This is a genomic window from Empedobacter sp. R750 (assembly GCF_030324345.1).
In the GTDB taxonomy this organism is placed as follows: Bacteria; Bacteroidota; Bacteroidia; order Flavobacteriales; family Weeksellaceae; genus Empedobacter; species Empedobacter falsenii_C.
The window spans coordinates 71,291-86,505 of the sequence record NZ_JACAGF010000013.1; the positions used below are offsets into that span (position 1 = coordinate 71,291).

Annotated in this window: 17 protein-coding genes; 8 read left to right on the plus strand and 9 right to left on the minus strand. The window is 32.6% G+C overall.

The features are described from left to right. Genes HXZ74_RS13215 through mraZ form a run of 5 tightly spaced genes read right to left on the minus strand, consistent with a single transcriptional unit; the run spans position 1 to position 5,149 of the window. Positions 1-1,464: a UDP-N-acetylmuramoyl-L-alanyl-D-glutamate--2,6-diaminopimelate ligase gene (locus HXZ74_RS13215; protein WP_280045230.1), complete on the minus strand. Its 1,464-nt coding sequence runs from the start codon at positions 1,462-1,464 to the stop codon at positions 1-3. Then, positions 1,461-3,443, minus strand: a complete 1,983-nt coding sequence (locus HXZ74_RS13220) for a PASTA domain-containing penicillin-binding protein (protein ID WP_286475782.1) — start codon at positions 3,441-3,443, stop codon at positions 1,461-1,463. The genes HXZ74_RS13215 and HXZ74_RS13220 overlap by 4 nt, the downstream gene beginning before the upstream one ends. Further along, on the minus strand, positions 3,421-3,780 hold the full coding sequence (locus HXZ74_RS13225) for an FtsL-like putative cell division protein (RefSeq protein WP_052217625.1): 360 nt from the start codon (positions 3,778-3,780) through the stop codon (positions 3,421-3,423). Before HXZ74_RS13225 ends, HXZ74_RS13220 begins: the two co-directional genes overlap by 23 nt. A 9-nt stretch (positions 3,781-3,789) precedes the next feature. Continuing rightward, positions 3,790-4,695 (minus strand): 16S rRNA (cytosine(1402)-N(4))-methyltransferase RsmH, encoded by a 906-nt coding sequence (rsmH, locus tag HXZ74_RS13230; RefSeq protein WP_286475784.1) that lies wholly within the window; start codon positions 4,693-4,695, stop codon positions 3,790-3,792. Next, entirely contained in the window at positions 4,688-5,149 is a 462-nt protein-coding gene (gene mraZ / locus HXZ74_RS13235; protein WP_038332815.1) for a division/cell wall cluster transcriptional repressor MraZ, read from the minus strand. The genes rsmH and mraZ overlap by 8 nt, the downstream gene beginning before the upstream one ends. 262 nt (positions 5,150-5,411) lie before the next feature. Between mraZ and HXZ74_RS13240 the strand changes: the two genes are divergently transcribed. Then, positions 5,412-6,194 carry an alpha/beta fold hydrolase gene (locus HXZ74_RS13240; protein ID WP_280051104.1) on the plus strand — a complete coding sequence of 261 codons (783 nt, stop codon included), beginning with the start codon at positions 5,412-5,414 and terminating at the stop codon, positions 6,192-6,194. Positions 6,195-6,196: 2 nt separating this feature from the next. Further along, entirely contained in the window at positions 6,197-6,829 is a 633-nt protein-coding gene (gene yihA, locus HXZ74_RS13245; protein ID WP_084106860.1) for a ribosome biogenesis GTP-binding protein YihA/YsxC, read from the plus strand. A 34-nt stretch (positions 6,830-6,863) separates the two neighbouring features. Here yihA and HXZ74_RS13250 read toward each other — a convergent pair whose 3' ends face one another. The 3 genes from HXZ74_RS13250 to HXZ74_RS13260 form a co-directional block, all read right to left on the minus strand. Then, positions 6,864-7,187: a hypothetical protein gene (locus HXZ74_RS13250; RefSeq protein ID WP_125349649.1), complete on the minus strand. Its 324-nt coding sequence runs from the start codon at positions 7,185-7,187 to the stop codon at positions 6,864-6,866. A gap of 40 nt (positions 7,188-7,227) precedes the next feature. Then, positions 7,228-7,650 carry a type II 3-dehydroquinate dehydratase gene (locus HXZ74_RS13255; RefSeq protein ID WP_125349650.1) on the minus strand — a complete coding sequence of 141 codons (423 nt, stop codon included), beginning with the start codon at positions 7,648-7,650 and terminating at the stop codon, positions 7,228-7,230. Between the two features lie 203 nt (positions 7,651-7,853). Beyond that, positions 7,854-9,134 carry a replication-associated recombination protein A gene (locus HXZ74_RS13260; protein WP_280051109.1) on the minus strand — a complete coding sequence of 427 codons (1,281 nt, stop codon included), beginning with the start codon at positions 9,132-9,134 and terminating at the stop codon, positions 7,854-7,856. Positions 9,135-9,247: 113 nt separating this feature from the next. On the opposite strand from HXZ74_RS13260, the gene HXZ74_RS13265 reads away from it, so the two are divergent. The 5 genes from HXZ74_RS13265 (at position 9,248) to mscL (ending at position 11,859) form a co-directional block, all read left to right on the plus strand. Continuing rightward, the gene (locus HXZ74_RS13265) at positions 9,248-9,652 is read left to right on the plus strand and encodes a hypothetical protein (protein ID WP_286475786.1); all 405 of its coding nucleotides are present in this window, start codon (positions 9,248-9,250) and stop codon (positions 9,650-9,652) included. Positions 9,653-9,725: 73 nt separating this feature from the next. Beyond that, complete coding sequence (locus tag HXZ74_RS13270) at positions 9,726-10,217, plus strand: thioredoxin family protein (protein WP_280051106.1); 492 nt, start codon at positions 9,726-9,728, stop codon at positions 10,215-10,217. Positions 10,218-10,315: 98 nt separating this feature from the next. Then, complete coding sequence (yidD, locus tag HXZ74_RS13275; protein WP_038332792.1) at positions 10,316-10,549, plus strand: membrane protein insertion efficiency factor YidD; 234 nt, start codon at positions 10,316-10,318, stop codon at positions 10,547-10,549. Beyond that, positions 10,549-11,442 carry a prolipoprotein diacylglyceryl transferase gene (gene lgt / locus HXZ74_RS13280; protein ID WP_286475788.1) on the plus strand — a complete coding sequence of 298 codons (894 nt, stop codon included), beginning with the start codon at positions 10,549-10,551 and terminating at the stop codon, positions 11,440-11,442. Before yidD ends, lgt begins: the two co-directional genes overlap by 1 nt. Before the next feature lie 33 nt (positions 11,443-11,475). Then, positions 11,476-11,859, plus strand: coding sequence for a large conductance mechanosensitive channel protein MscL (gene mscL / locus HXZ74_RS13285; protein WP_038332787.1), 384 nt, complete (start codon positions 11,476-11,478; stop codon positions 11,857-11,859). 73 nt (positions 11,860-11,932) lie between these two features. Here mscL and HXZ74_RS13290 read toward each other — a convergent pair whose 3' ends face one another. Beyond that, a complete protein-coding gene (locus HXZ74_RS13290) occupies positions 11,933-14,455 on the minus strand; it encodes a TonB-dependent receptor (protein WP_286475790.1) in 2,523 nt (840 codons plus the stop codon). 236 nt (positions 14,456-14,691) lie between these two features. Here HXZ74_RS13290 and HXZ74_RS13295 point away from each other — a divergent pair, with 236 nt between their 5' ends. Then, entirely contained in the window at positions 14,692-15,018 is a 327-nt protein-coding gene (locus HXZ74_RS13295) for a Spy/CpxP family protein refolding chaperone (protein WP_180905162.1), read from the plus strand. Positions 15,019-15,215: the final 197 nt, after the last annotated feature.

Consider the following 15,215-nt stretch of genomic DNA (forward strand, 5'->3'; position numbering starts at 1 on the left):
TTATTTGTTCAATATTTTACTCAATTCTGATGCAACTTCTACATCAGAAAAATGTGTTCTTACTCCGTTAATTTCTTGATACGTCTCGTGACCTTTTCCCGCAATCAAAATAATATCTTTTGGTTCGGCCATTTTAAGTGCTGTTTTTATAGCTTCTTTTCGATCTGTAATCTTCAAGGTGCGATTATAAAATTGCGCTTTTACACCAACTTCCATCTCGCGAAGAATTTCTTCTGCATCTTCGGTTCTTGGATTATCTGATGTAAAAATGGCAAGATTAGATTTTTCGCTCGCGATATCCGCCATTTCTGGACGTTTTGTTTTATCACGATCTCCACCACAACCTACAACTGTTATTAGTTTTTCATTTTTGGTACGAATTCCTTCGATTGTATCCAATACATTTTCTAACGCATCAGGCGTATGTGCATAATCTACGATTACGATAATTCCTGATTCTGTTTTGAATGTTTGAAAACGACCATCAACATTTCCAAGTGTACTCAATGCTTTTAGAACTTCTAATTCATCTTGTCCTAAAATTGACGCCACACCAAAAACTAATAATAAATTATATGCATTGAATTGACCAATTAATGATGTCCAGAATTCTTTTCCATTGAATTCTAATTGCATTCCATCAAATTGGTGTTCAATAATTTTTCCTTTAAAATCTGCATCAGTTTTTAGTGCGTACAATTTTTTCGTAGCAACTGTATTCTGAAGCATTACTTTTCCGTTTTTATCATCTGCATTCGAAATCGCTGTAGACGTTTTTGGTAAATCGTCGAAGAATTTCTTTTTTGCTGCAAGATAATTTGCAAACGTTTTGTGATAATCTAAATGATCATGTGTGATATTCGTAAATCCAGCCACTTCGAAATGCAAACCAGCAATTCTATTTTGATGAATTCCGTGCGAAGAAACTTCCATAAAAGCAAATTCGCAACCTCTATCTACCGCTTCGCGAAACATTTTGTTCAATGTCAAAATATCTGGCGTTGTATGCGTAGACGGAATCACTTCACCATCAATCACAATTTTAATCGTCGAAATTAATGCACAAGCATAACCTAATTTTGTAAACAATTCGTACAACAAAGTTGTCGTTGTTGTTTTTCCATTCGTACCTGTAACTCCAACAAGTTTTAAATCTTTTGTTGGATTTCCATAAAAGTTAGAAGCTAAAATACCTAATGCAATCGTTGAATTCTCAACTTTCACATACGTTACTCCATCAACTAAATTTTCTGGCAAAACTTCGCAAACAATTGCTTTAGCACCTAAACCAATCGCTTTTTCTATATACTGATGACCGTCAACTGTAACTCCATTTACAGCGACAAAAACATCATCGTTTGATACTTTTCTTGAATCAAATTGAATATTATTGACTTCAACTTTTGTTGAACCAATCGTTTCTGAGATGGAAACTTTATATAATAAATCAACTAAATTTCTCATCCTTCCAACATTAAATAAATTGTCTCACCCTTCTTAAATCTTGTTCCCGCAGGAATGGATTGATTTGTTACTTTTCCAAACCCTGAATATTGTACATCTAATCCTAAATTTTCTAATACCGGAATTGCTTTAGATCCTGTATGACCAGTCACATTTGGTACTATATTTTTAGAATTACTAACATTAATATCATCTCCTTTTTTAAACTCTCTCACTGCGTTCTTTTTTACTAAATCGCGTGGCAAAGGTATGGGAGTTTTTGAATATACCCAATCGGCAATTTTCTTAAAAACCGGAGCAGTTACACTACCTCCATAAAACCCTTTGGCTGTATTTGGTTTGTGCACAACTACGATACAAGAATACTTTGGTTTTTCTGCTGGAAAATATCCTGCAAATGAAGCACGATATTGCATTCCTTTACCATCTCGCTTCCAATAATCAACACGAGCTGTACCAGTTTTACCAGCAATATCATAATTACTATTACTAATAATACGTCCCGTTCCTTGTTCTACTGCACCACGAAGCATTTCTTGCATTTGCTTTACATTTTCCAAAGACGTTAGTTGATCTACTAAAACAACAGGTTCGAAAACTTTATCAGGTTCACCTTTACGCGTGATTTTATCCATAAATAATGGCTTCAACATTTTACCATTATTTGCCACGGCATTGTAGAAAGTCACAATTTGAATTGGAGTTAACTGTAAACCATATCCATAACCCATTACAGGCAACGTAATATTACTCCAAGATTTACTATCTGGACGGTGCATAATTGGACTTCCTTCTCCAAGAATATCTACTCCAAGAGGCGAAGTCATATGCCATTTATCCATTTTTTTGAAGAAAGCTTTCGGGTTTTCTCCGTAATATTTATTTATAATTTTAGCTGTACCAATGTTAGACGATTTTTTCATCACGCCATCTACAGTCAATGTTCCATAACCGTGTGTATCTGTAATCGTACGACCATAGAATTTATAACTTCCACCTCCCGTTTCTACTGTCGAATTTTTATTGATAAAACCATCATCCATTGCAGCTAGCAACGAAACCGTTTTGAAAGTAGATCCTGGCTCTGCAGCTTCACCAACCGCATAGTTATAATCGTCGATATATGTTCCATCTTTTTTGCGAGATAAATTCACAATTGCACGAACTTTCCCTGTCTGAACTTCCATCACAACAACACTTCCGTGTTGCGCTTCAAATTCAGAAAGTTGTTTGTACAAAGCATCATAAGCAACCATTTGTAAATCGGCATCTATTGTTGTGTAAACAGATGAACCTGCTTGAGGCTCTTGCTCCCAACTTTTCATTGGTTTCCATTTTCCACGTCCCATAAATTGCTCCCAACGACGACCTTCAATACCGCTTAATAAGTCAGAATAAGCTCCTTCTAATCCTACTTTTCCGCGTTGATCATCGTAACCAATTGTACGAATACCAATATCTTGAACAATTAATTCTCGTTTTGATTCAGTTTCATGAATAAATCCACCTTTGTTTTGACCTTTGTTGAAGATTGGAAATTTTTTGATGCGTTGATATTGCTCATAATCCAAATCTTTCACCAACATCATGTAACGATTTTTCTTTTTACGTTCTGTAGAAAATTTGTCGTAAAAATAAGAGGGAGATTTTGTAAACATCTTACCTAAAGAATCGGCAAGATTGTGCATTTCTGTTTTGAATAATTCATCTTTGATCACCGTCAAATCCACATAAACATTGTGTTTTGTAACAGTTGTAGCCATTAATGCGCCATTAGAAGCATATAAATTACCACGTTCCGCCGTAACGGTATCTAATCTAAAGTTATTCTTTTCAGCAAAACGCTCTAATTCAACCCCTTCTACAATATTAATTCGAAACATAAAAACAATAATAAAGATGGCCCAAATCGCAAGCGCGCCGGCAAATACCCATCCTTTGATGACAATATTGTTTTTATTTTTCGCTGACTTCGTCATAAACTTTGTCTACTATATAATAAGGTTGTTTATCTGGAATTTTCAAACCATACACTGCTGTACGCTCCAAAATTTCCGTTTCTAATTGCATACGCATCAAATCGCGATGCTTATCTGTATATTGAGATTTTAAATCTTCTACTTTATCTTGCAATTCAGCGATTCGAACCACTTTTCGATCAACTAAATGCGAACTCGAAATACTCAAAAAAGCCAAACCTACCAGATACAACATAAACTTCCAGTTTTGTTCTGAGCCAGTTTTAATTAAAAACTCACCTCTCAACAAACCTGTAAAAGTTTTTTTCTCTGGTAATATTTTTTTCTTTTTTGCCATTCCTATTTATTAATCCTCATTACGAACCGCAATACGCATTTTCGCACTACGCGCTCTTGGATTTTCATTAATTTCTTCTTGCGTTGGCACAATCACCTTTGATTGTAAAGGTTTGAAAGGCGCCGACCAATTTCCAAAAACATCACGTTCAGGCTCTCCTTCAAACATTCCGTTTTTCATGTAGCGTTTTGTTAAGCGATCTTCTAACGAATGATACGAAATAATCACCAAGCGACCACCTGGCTTTATCACTTCTCCACATTGCGTCAACATCTCTTTCAATGCAGCCATTTCATCATTTGCTTCAATACGTAATGCTTGAAACATTTGAGCGAAAAATTTATTTTCTTTCATTTTTGGAATGAATGAAAAAATTTGCTTCAACTCATCAATTGTATTAATTTGTTTATCCGCTCTTGCTTTTACAACTTCTCTCGCTAAACGATACGAACCTTGCAATTCCCCAAAATCATAAAAAACACGCGCAAGATCTTCTTCTTCGTATTCGTTAATAATTGTTTTGGCAGATAATTTTGCATTCTGATTCATTCGCATATCCAATTCTCCATCAAAGCGAGTTGAAAAACCTCGTTCTGGTGTATCAAACTGATGAGAAGAAACTCCTAGATCACCCAAAACACCGTCAACTTGTTTTATTCCACGAAATCTTAAATTATTTTTCAAGAATCTAAAATTTTGCTCAACTAACTCAAATCGATCATCATCAATTTTATTGCGAACCGCATCTATATCTTGATCAAATGAAAATAATTTTCCATTTTGATCCAAACGACTTAATATTTCACGTGAGTGACCTCCACCCCCGAACGTACAATCTACATATATACCTGATTCGTTAATAATTAACGCATCAACACTATCTTTTAATAATACTGGATTATGATATTCACTCATCTTCTCCTAAATTTCCCATTACATCTTCTGCCAAAGAAGCAAAATCTAAATCATCTACATTAATCGACTCTTCGTATTTGTCTTTATCCCAAATCTCGATCATGTTTACAGAAGAATTTAGAACGACTTCTTTATTAATTTCTGCAAATTTCACTAAATCTTTTGAAATCTGTAGCCTTCCATTTGCATCAACTTCGACAATTTTTAATCCAGCCGTAAAAATTCTAATAAAATCATTGTTTTTCTTCACAAATCGATTCAATTTATTCAAATCATTCATCACTTTTTCCCATTCTTTCATTGGATGCAGTTCTAAACAATTTTGAAACACAGATCTTTTCAACACAAAGCCATCTTCCAAACATTCAGCAAGTTGTTTCTTCAAACCCGCTGGTATTGGGAGCCTACCCTTTGTATCTACCTTACACTCATATGTTCCAATTAATGAATTCATGATAGAATTTTTCCAAAAATAAAGAAAATATTACCACAAATTACCATTTTTTACCACTTTTATTGAAATAGTTATCAACAATTTAAAATTTAGTATCAGATAGTTATGTTTTTTCTAACGCAAACCCCATGTATAAAATGAGAAATAATGTTTATATAGACCTTGTTTTGATAAGTGATTAATATGGATTGTTAAAGTTTTTCATATAAACCACGAAATAAAAAATATAATTAATTAAATTTGTCGACTTAATATCGAGTAAATGTTTTTTAGCTTAAAGAAAAAAGATAAGTTCTCTTACATAGAAGAAGGAGAGGGACAACCAATTGTTTTGCTTCATGGATTAATGGGTGAACTTAGCAATTTCAGCTCACTTACAAATTATTATGCACAAAGAGGATATAAGGTTTTCGCACCAGAATTGCCATTATATTCTTTATCTGTCATCAATACTAATATCAAAAATATTGCAAAACATGTTGCAAATTTTATTGAAGAAGTCGTTAAAGAACCAGCTATTTTAGTTGGAAATTCTTTAGGAGGACATATTGGTTTGATGGTTTGTCACAGACATCCAGAATATGTAAAAGCACTTTGTTTAACAGGAAGTTCTGGTTTGTACGAAAAATCTTTTGGAGAAACTTACCCAAAACGTGGTAATTACGAATATGTAGAACGTAAAACGCGTGAAGTTTTTTACGATCCTGTTATCGCTACAAAAGAAATTGTAGATGATGTTTTTGACACTGTAAATGACAGAAATAAAGCTATCAAAACTTTATATATTGCAAGAGACGCAATCAAATCTAACATGAAAGATGATTTAAAAGACATCAAAATGCCTGTTTGTTTGATTTGGGGAAAACAAGATAATGTAACTCCACCAGAAGTTGCAATAGAATTTGAAGAAGAATTACCAGACGCTTCTTTATTTTGGATTGATAAATGTGGGCACGCTCCAATGATGGAACACCCTGAATTATTCAACGAAATTTTATACAAATGGCTAATCGAAAAACAATTAGATCCAGCCACTAAAGCATAATTATGATTAAAAAAGCTGAATTCGTAAAAAGTTCGCAAAAATATACAGATTGTCCAGATCCTTTCAAACCAGAATATGCATTTATTGGGCGTTCTAATGTTGGAAAATCGTCATTAATCAATATGTTAGCAGATAAAAAAGCATTAGCTAAAACTTCTGCAACTCCAGGTAAAACTCAATTGATTAATACATTCGAAATGGACGACACTTGGTATTTAGCCGATTTACCAGGTTATGGTTTTGCTAAAGCACCAAAAGGTGTTCGCGGTGGTTTCAATAAAATGATTTATGATTACATTGAGTTTCGCAAGAACTTGGTGAATGTTTTTTTATTGATTGATTCTCGACACACGCCTCAAAAAATAGATTTACAGTTTATGGAATGGTTAGGAAACAAACAAATTCCATTTGCAATTGTGTTTACAAAATTAGATAAACTAACGAGTACACAAATGCAAAAAAACTTGAATCACTACAAAAACGAGTTGTTAAAAACTTGGGAAGAATTACCAAAAATATTTACAAGTTCGGCTTCGAGTAAAATTGGTAAATTAGAAATCTTAGGCTATATTGATAGTTTGAACGAACATCTTGTAGACGAATTCAAGAAAGAACAATACAAAAAAGAATATTAAAAAAGTCGGAACGTTGTTCCGACTTTTTTGTTTATCACTCTCCTAATTCAGCAGATTTTGTTTTCAAATCATTCATACAAGGCTCAATCACTTTCATTAATCGTTCTTGTAATTCCGGCGATGGATTTTTCATTTGCATCATTTCCGCGTATGTAAACTCATCCAACATTTTATCCGTCGAACAATCACAATATTTTGTAATTAATTCTTTTTTTGCCGCAGATATCCCTGGTGTTATTGCCGCTTGTTCACAAGCCGTCATCGCTTGCGATTTTTCCTCCGCATTATTCTTATCGCCTTTAGCATTACAGCTAAAAATTGTTAATCCAAAGATTAATCCTAAAATAATTTTCTTCATAGGTAATAGATTTTAATCTTGTTAAGATAATGATTATTAATTATTTCACAAAATCATTCACAGCTTCAACATAACCTGGTAAACCTTTTCCTGAAATAATTTTCAGACAACTTTCGCCTGTTACACTATTTTTTCTGAAATCTTCGCGCGCATAAATATCCGAAATATGAACTTCTATCACTTTAGTCGTAATCGCTTTTATCGCATCTGCAATCGCATACGAATAATGCGTATACGCACCAGCATTCAAGATAATTCCGTCATATTTAAAACCAATTTCGTGCAATTTATCAATAATATCTCCTTCGTGATTTGATTGAAAATAATGCAACGAAACTTCTGGAAATTGTTTTCTCAATTCATGTTCAAAAAAATCTTCGAAAGTTTGTGTTCCATAAATCTCTGGTTCGCGAACGCCAAGTAAATTTAAATTAGGTCCGTTTATAATTTGTATTTGTTTCATTTTCTTTATTTTATAAATTAAAATTCCTTTTTTTGATCGAAAAAGTTTAATTTTTTCTTTTTTTTAATCAATTTTTTACTTTTTATTAAGTTTTGGCACAAACCTTGTGTATATACAATTACCAACCTATTATCATATAAACCAAAAAAATCAACCAAACCTTAAAATCTCAGTTAACAAATGATTAACTGGGATTTTTAATTTTAGTACCCATACTTTCCCTTCCACTTTTGATTGAGCGATTGTTTATCCACTTGCTCTCGTTTATTATTTCCTGGCTCATAAAAAGTCGTCCCCGAAATTTCATTTGGTAAAAATTCTTGCTCAGCAAAATTTCCTGGAAAATCGTGCGAATATTTATATTCTTTTCCATAATCCAAATCTTTCATCAACTTAGTTGGTGCATTTCGTAAATGCAACGGAACAGGTAAATCTCCTGTTTGTTTCACAACTTGTTGTGCTTTACCAATCGCTAAATAGGTTGCATTACTTTTTGGAGAATTCGCCAAATAAACCGCACATTGGCTCAATAAAATACGAGATTCTGGATAACCAATCACCGAAACAGCTTGAAATGTATTATTCGCCAAAATCATTGCAGTTGGATTTGCATTTCCCACATCTTCGGAAGCTGAAATCAACATTCTTCTCGCAATAAATTTCAAATCTTCACCACCTTCAATCATTCGAGCCAACCAATAAACCGCTCCATTTGGATCTGAACCACGAATCGATTTGATAAAAGCCGAAATAATATCATAATGCTGTTCTCCCGTTTTATCGTAACGTGCTAAATTTTGCTGAATACGTTCATGTACAATTTCATCATTGATGATGATTTTATCTGTTGGAGAAAAACTATTAATCACCAACTCCAAACCATTCAACAATTTTCTTGCATCACCGCCCGAATATCTTAATAATGCATTTGTTTCAACTAATTCAATATTTAATTTAGATAAAACTGTATCTTTTTTTATAGCTCGTTCGATTAAATCAACTAAATCTTCTTTTTCGAGATGTTTCAACACATAAACTTGTGCACGCGAAAGCAAAGCTGGTACAACTTCGAAACTTGGATTTTCGGTTGTTGCTCCAATCAACGTCACCAAACCAGTTTCTACCGCTCCCAACAAACTGTCTTGCTGCGATTTATTGAAACGATGAATTTCATCTATAAATAAAATTGGATTTTTCGTTCCCGAAAACAAATTTTGATTCTTTGCTTTTTCAATTACTTCACGTACTTCTTTCACACCAGAATTTATGGCGCTCAACGTATAAAATGGTCGATCAGTTAATTCGGAAATTAATTGTGCGAGTGTCGTTTTTCCTGTTCCTGGCGGTCCCCAAAAAATCATCGAAGCAATCATATCATGTTGCAACATCATTTTTATTGGTCCGTTTTCGCCCACCAAATGCTTTTGATTAATGTATTCTTCAAGCGTTTTTGGACGCATTCTTTCAGCTAAAGGCGCATTCATAAAATCTTGTTTAGATTTCAAAGTTAGGGAATGTTTTGTCAAAATGAATGATTTTTTGGGCGACATATTTTGGCATTTAGATTTATTTTCTTTGTGTTAGAATAAAAATTAAAATGATGAAGAAAGCGTTAGAATGTGCTTTAATTTTAACAAGAAAGCACCAACTTTTGGGTGATAAAATTGCTTTATCAACTGATTATTTGAAAAAGATTGAACTAAAAGATAAGCAATCAGAAATCAATAAACAAATGATTGAGTTTTTGGTCGAATTGCAAGAATTTGTCGAATTTATCAGAGTTAATCAAGAACTTAGATTGATGTATGTTGAATTGGTAAATTATTATTTCACGCAAATTCATGATCAAATTAATTTTTATGAAATTGAATTGGATCGTTTAGAATTTGAATCAAAATTCTCTATCAATATGATTAATCAATTTAATCAAAGCGAAAAAAATAATGAAATAAATTCGGTTCAAGAAAAACTAAATTTATACTATACGATTATTAATTCGTAGAAAAACGTTTTCGGCATAATTTTTTATTGTAAATTCGACTTAATATTTAGAATTTGAAATGAAAAAATTAACTATGTTTTTTAGCTTAATGATTTTATCATTAAGTTTTGCATTTGGTCAACAAACAGAAAAACCAAAAATTTATAGCGAAGAAACAAATCCGAAAGTAGATATTGCGAATGCGGTACAAAAAGCTTCTGCAGAAAATAAACACGTTTTATTACAAATTGGTGGTAATTGGTGTGCTTGGTGTGTGATGTTTGATAAATTGACAAAAGAAAATCAAGAAGTAAAAGATTATATCGCGAATAATTATGAAGTGGTTCATGTAAATTATTCTCCAAAAAATAAAAACGAAGAAACATTAGCCGCATTGAAACATCCAGAGCGTTTTGGGTTTCCTGTTTTTGTGATTTTAGATGAGAAAGGAAATTTAATTCATACACAAAATTCGGCTTATCTTGAAAGCAAAGAAGTGAAAGGACATGATCCGAAAGTTGTGTTAGAGTTTTTACAAAACTGGTCTTACAAAGCATTAGATCCAGCGAGTTATACTAAAAAATAATATGCGTTAAGCACGTATCGTATAGAGAATCAATCTGCAAAAGCATAAACTTTTTAGATTGATTCTTTTTTATTTCGGTTATTGATTAACTTTGCGAGATGAACAAGATTTTGGTTACACCATTTATTCTGTTGGTAAGATTTTATCAATTAGCGATTTCTCCTTGGATGGGAAGCAATTGTAGATTTCAACCAACTTGCTCTTCTTACATGATAGAGGCATTAAAAGAACATGGTTTGCTAAAAGGTTTGTGGCTCGGAACAAAAAGAATTGGTCGCTGTCATCCTTGGGGAGGACATGGATACGACCCTGTACCTAAAAAGAAAAATTAATGATTAACTTAATTTCGTTTATCGATTGGGATCCAAAACCTTATTTATTTGAAATAGCAGGATTCAAAGTACATATTTACAGTTTATGTTGGATAGTTGCCTTTGTCGTAGGCTGGTATTTGATGTCGAACATTTTCAAGAAAGAAAATCAGAAAAAAGAACTACTTGATCCTTTATTCCTTTACACATTTATTGGAGCAATTGTAGGTGCAAGACTTGGAGAATATATTTTTTATGATCCAGCAGCGTTTATCGAACGACCAATCGAAGTTTTCTTACCTGTACAACATTCACCAGGACAAAGTGCTTTCTTTGGTCTATTACAAGATTACGAATTTGTAGGATTTAGTGGACTTGCAAGTCACGGAGCAGCATTGGGTGTCATTTTAACTTCCTATTTATTTAGTAGAAAATATTTGCATCGCAATGTATTGTGGTTATTAGACCGTATGGCTGTTGTTGTTCCTTTTGGTGGAGCTGCGGTTCGAATTGGAAACTTTTACAACTCAGAAATTGTAGGAAAGGCATCAGAATTGCCTTGGGCAGTAAAATTTCATCAACAAAGTTTAGGTTATGGAGAAGTAATTCCTCGCCATCCAGCTCAAATTTATGAAGCGATAGGGTATGTTATCTTAGGAATTATCATGCTTTATATGTACAACAAAACAGATAAGAGAAAATATTTAGGAGCCTTGTTAGGCGTATTCTTATTTTTATTATTTTTAATACGATTTGTTGTTGAGTTCTATAAAGAAAATCAAGGTGAAGAAGCAGTTGCTCAAATGTTGAATATAGGATTAAACAACGGTCAAATCTTAAGTATTCCTTTTATGTTAATCGGTTTATACTTATTTATCTCATCTAAAAATAGATTAGATACCAATCAACCTTAGAATTATTATAAACTTAGAAATAAATTTAAACTTATGGGATTTTTTAAAGAATTTAAAGAGTTTGCTGTAAAAGGCAACGTAGTAGATTTAGCTGTCGGTGTTGTTATCGGTGGTGCATTTGGTAAAATTGTTACTTCTTTAGTTGAAGATATCATTACACCAGCACTTTTAAATCCAGCTTTGAAAGCCATTCATGCTGAAAATTTAGCAGCATTAGTAATTCCAGGAACAGCCATTAAATATGGTAGCTTTTTAGCTGCTGCTATTTCTTTTACAGTTGTTGCATTTGCTTTATTCGTAATGATTAAAGGAATTAACAAGTTGAAAAAAGAAGCTCCTGCTGAAGAAGCTGCTCCTGCTGGACCAACACAAGAAGAATTATTGGCTGAAATTCGTGATTTGTTGAAAAACAAATAATTCGTTTTCATTCAAATGATAAAAAAAAAGGATCGCAATTGCGATCCTTTTTTTTTCGATTATTTTCAAACTACTAAGAAGCTGATTGCATTTGCATTTCTTCTCCACCTCCCATTTCTTCTCCATTTGAACGTTGTTGTTTACCACTTTGCTCTTTCTCGTTTGTATTTTTGAAACGATACGTAAATGAAAGGTTAATAGAACGTTTCATCCAACGCATACTTTGATAGTTTTCTGATTCTTCGTAGAAAGTTGTTTGCTCTCTTTTACGAGAATTGAATACATCACGAACATTTAATGTTAAAGAAGCTCTCTTTTTCAATAAATCTTTTGATAAAGATAAATCCATTGATAAGTTATCTTCTGTTTTTTGTTGAGCAGTTTTCATTCCTCCCATATAATTACCTGCAATTTGTAATTTAAAATCACTTGGTAAAATAAAGTTTGATGATAAACGTCCACGAGAACTAAATCCATCTCCTTTGAAACTTTGTGTAAATTCTTTCGACTCTGTAACTCCTGTATCTGGATTTAAATAATCTGAAATTATTGCTGAGTAAGAACCTGTTCTATTGTATCCAAACAAGTTGACATTAAACATTAAATTCCACCATTTGAAAGGACGATAAGTAGCAGTTAAATCTAAACCATAACGGTCTTCATTTCCTGCATTAACTGGCATCGTTTCAAATGCTTGATTATATGGTTTTAAAGGATTTCCTGATTCGATATAATTATATGTTTGGAAATCATTAATCACATCAGTTGTTCTTTGGTAGAATAAACTTGGTGTCACCATCAATTTACCAACTGTTGCGATATACGATAATTCGAATGAATTAGTATATGTTGGATTAAGATCTGGATTACCACGACGAACATCTAATGCATTTACACTAGAAAAATATGGCATTAACATGAATCCCATTGGACGACGAACACGACGAGAGTAGCTTAATTGCATCTCATTTTTATCTGTCAATTTATAATTCAATGTTAATGTTGGGAATAAATCTGTATATTTTTTTGAAATTGTAGTTCCTTCTGAATGATTTGCAATTTCCATATCAGAACTTTCTAGACGTAAACCTGCAAAGTATTGGAATTTTTCTCCAATTGCATTTCCGTATTGCACATATCCAGCATATACATTTTGTTGATTATCTATATCAGCTAAGAAAGCTTTATTTGGAGTTTCTGTTCCGTCCGTATTAATTGTATTATTTCCACTATTTGTTTTCGTATCACTCAAATCAACACGTGCACCTAGTTCAAATTTCCCTTTTTCTCCAATTGGACGAACATAATCTGCTGTAAAAACTGCAGAATTTTGAGTTTCTAAACTATATGTTCTTTCATTTCCTGTCAATGCATCACTTGCATTTAAATTACGAATAATTCCATTTTCGTCTTCTTTTTGGTACGAGTAACGTCCTGTAAAAGTAAACTCATGTCCTTTTGTATCAAAAGCGTGTTTGTAGTTAAAATCCGCATCAAAACTTTTTTCTAACTCTTTTTCATTTTCGATACGAGCTGTTTTATCTGTTTGATTCCATAATGCATCATAATAATAGTATCTAACATCATTAATATTATTCCCATTATTATAACGATATCCTGCAGAAGCTCCTAATGTATTTTTATCATCTAAATAATATTCACCTCCTAAACGTGCATTATAGTTTCTACGAATTCTATTGTTGTTCGTATCTGTTTTTCTATAATCAGAAATAATTCCATTCGGATAGTTTGTTGTCAAAGCATTTCCTTCCCCTTCTCTATCCATATAACGTGTACCTAAAGTAGTATAGATGTTATATTTTTTTGTTTTGTAGTTTAAGTTGACGTTTCCTCCAACCATTTTAGGAATACCTCCATTCAACGTTACAGAACCATTAAAACCTGTATTTGTTCCCTTTTTAAGGATGATATTAATAATTCCCGCAGAACCAGAAGCTTCATAACGTGCAGAAGGATTTGTCACCAATTCGATACGCTCAACATTTTCGGCTGGAATATTTTTTAAAGCTTCTGCTACATCAGAAACACCTAACATTCCCGAAGGTTTTCCATCAATCAAAAATTTTACATTATCATTCCCTCTTAATGAAACGTTTCCTTGTGCATCAACAGAAACCGATGGTACATTTGCTAAAGCATCAGATAGTGTTTGACCTTGCGACATTGGATCATTCGCCATATCATATACTTTCTTGTCCAATTCTACTTTATAAATAGGCTTTTCCGCTGTTACAACTGCAGCGCCCAATGAAACTGTTTGCGTCGTTTTTACAGTAAAAGTACCTAGATCTAATGCAGACTCTAAATTAACTTGTTTTTCTATTACATCGTATCCCAATGGCTCAATCACAATAACATATTGTCCAGCCTTTGCTTCTACTGTAAATTCTCCTTTTGCATCCGTTGCCGCTTCTGCCACAACTCCATCTTCCGAGCTTTCAAGCGATACTGTAGTGTATTCTACAGGTTTGTTTTCACTTGATAAGACTTTCCCTTTAATTTTTAAAAGCTCTTGCGCATTCAATCCTGCACAAACACAAATAAAAATCAAAGCAAATAAACTTCTTAACCTCATTTGTTTAATTTTTCGTTTTGTAGTTTTATAATTTTACAACTTGTTTGACAATCCTTTTTGGTAAAGGTTTAATCGATTTCAAAAATAATTTCAAAAAATATTGGTCGATAATTCGTCTCAAATGTTACATCTTTTAAAAGATTTCATCATAACCGAAAAATTTTAACATTTATCGTTTTAAACCTTTTTATTTTTTTAAAGTCTTAAGAGTAAATAAAACAAAAAAGTTGATAATTATGAGAACAGCATTTTATAAATATGTAGGATTAGGATTAATTGCTTTCACTTTAACAACTGCTTCAGCGCAAGACAGAAATGAAGGATCAAGAGAGCAGAAATTACAACAATTAAAAAAAGATTTGAACTTGACAGATGCTCAAGTCATCAAAATCAAACAAATTGAGGATAGCTACAAAGACGAAAAAATTGAATTGAAACGAAAAATGAAAGAAGTTCGTGAAAAAGAATTTAATGAAATCAATGCTGTTTTTACGCCAGAACAAAAAGCAACATTGAAAGAATTGCACGCCAAAAAACATCAAAATAAAAAAGGAGCTAATTAATAGCTCCTTTTTTATTTTAATAATTATTGTAACTTAATACGTTTATGCTTTTGTATAAAGCAACTGTATTACCATCACAATTCTAAGTTAGAAAAATAATTACATACATTCTACTGCCATTATGTTGCCTTTATCCTGCCTTTATGTTGGGAGTATCTAGCAAGTTTCAATAAAATCTCAAAAATCCCCCTTTGTAT